At 62.8% G+C, this 1,625-nt stretch carries 2 protein-coding genes and 1 pseudogene; 1 reads left to right on the top strand and 2 read right to left on the bottom strand.

Annotated elements, in window-relative coordinates; genetic code table 11:
• Window positions 1-164: 164 nt before the first annotated feature.
• Window positions 165-728, bottom strand: a complete 564-nt coding sequence (gene efp, locus A3764_RS15060) for an elongation factor P (RefSeq protein ID WP_067923600.1) — start codon at window positions 726-728, stop codon at window positions 165-167.
• 220 nt (window positions 729-948) lie between these two features.
• Between efp and A3764_RS15055 the strand changes: the two genes are divergently transcribed.
• Window positions 949-1,269, top strand: a complete 321-nt coding sequence (locus A3764_RS15055; RefSeq protein WP_067923603.1) for a DUF6280 family protein — start codon at window positions 949-951, stop codon at window positions 1,267-1,269.
• Window positions 1,270-1,335: 66 nt separating this feature from the next.
• On the opposite strand, the pseudogene A3764_RS25715 reads toward A3764_RS15055, so the two are convergent.
• Window positions 1,336-1,625 (bottom strand): annotated as a pseudogene (locus A3764_RS25715) (cobalamin biosynthesis protein CobQ); the annotation flags it as partial.

The following is a 1,625-nucleotide window of genomic DNA, read 5'->3' as shown; positions in this document are numbered from 1 at the left end:
TGCTTCCAAATGGCTCAAAATCCCCGCCGGAGGCTTCCGCCGCCGCGATCACGCGCGCCGGCGAGGTAGGCTCCCCCCGACTCCACGAACGCCCGCCCCCTCCAACGCAAAAAGCCCCGGCGTTTCACCGGGGCCTCTGGGCGCTCAGACGTCGTGACGTCACGTCAGGCGCGTTCGACGTATTCCATGGTTTCGGTGTTCACCACGATGTCCTCGTCCGGTCCGACGAAGGGGGGAACCGACACGCGCACGCCGTTGTCCAGCAGCGCGGGCTTGAAGGAGTTGGCCGCCGTCTGGCCCTTCACCACCGGCTCGGTCTCCACGATCTTGCAGGTGACCTTCTGCGGCAGCGAGGCGTTCAGCGCCTCCTCCTCGTGGTATTCCACCACGATCATCATCCCGTCCTGCAGGAAGGGGCGACGGTCGCCCAGCAGATCGGCAGAAAGCTGGACCTGCTCATAGGTCTCGGTATCCATGACGACCAGCATCCCGTTGTCTTCATAAAGAAATTGCTGATCTTTCTGCTCCAGACGCACACGCTCGACCTTGTCGGCGCTGCGGAAACGCTCGTTCAGCTTGGAGCCGTTTCGCAGGTTGCGCATCTCGACCTGCGCAAAGGCGCCGCCCTTTCCGGGCTTCACGTGGTCGACCTTGACCGCCGCCCAAAGGCCGCCGTTGTGTTCCAGCACGTTGCCGGGGCGTATCTCGTTTCCATTGATTTTAGGCATGTGGCAGAACCATGGCAAAAGGTTGATGATGTATCGACCCACCCTATATATCGGGGTAGGACTCCCCGCAACCCGGCGGATTTCGTGCTGCACGTGCAGCGAGGTATGCAGCATTTGCAATAGTGATATGCAATCTAGCTGTATCCGAATCGCAAACGTTCGGTCATAAGGGGCGCCACGCCGAAATGACAAGAGCAAGAATAAACGAAAGGACGACGAGATGAAGGATTTCGTTGATGGCACTGCCTTTAACAACGAGCAAGGCAACCGTGCCCGCAAACTTTTCGCCGCCGTCGTACTGGCGGCGCTGGATGATGCCATTGCCGACGACAAGAAATACGGCAACGGTCCCGAACAGATCGCCCGCTGGGCGCGCTCCCGCGATGGCCGCGAAGTGCTGAGCTGCGCCGGCATCGACCCCAACGAGCGTGTGGTGGCCGGGCTGATGGAATTCGTCGGCAAGGGCGTGCGGACATCCGTCGCACTGTCCCGCGAGGAATCGGAGCGGCGCCACGCCGCCCAGCAGGCCGAAGCGGCCTGATCCTCACCGCATGACTTCATTGAAATGCGCGGCCCTCCGGGGCCGCGCATTTCGTTTGCGCCCCCCTCAGTTGCCGAACACGAACAGCCAGACCTGCCCCACCATCAATTCCGCCGCCAGCAGCAGCGCGGTAACGCCCGCCAGCACCCAGCCCGGGCGGCGTATCCAGATGATGACGGCACAGACGGATGCGAGTGCGGCCTCCAGCGGCGCGATCCAGAGCGCGCCGTGCGACCGGTCCCAATAGCTGTAGGGGCTTTCGAATATCCAGCCTGTCAGGGGCCAGAAATGGGCGCGCCCGTCATCGTGGTGCAGCGGCAGGTCGAACAGCAGGTGCAGCACCGCCGCCCCCGTCA

Origin of the sequence: Sulfitobacter sp. HI0129 (genome assembly GCF_001635395.1) — a bacterium.
In the GTDB taxonomy this organism is placed as follows: Bacteria; Pseudomonadota; Alphaproteobacteria; order Rhodobacterales; family Rhodobacteraceae; genus Sulfitobacter.
The sequence above is the reverse complement of the archived record's forward strand: the minus strand, read 5'-3'. Positions and strand labels throughout refer to the sequence as shown.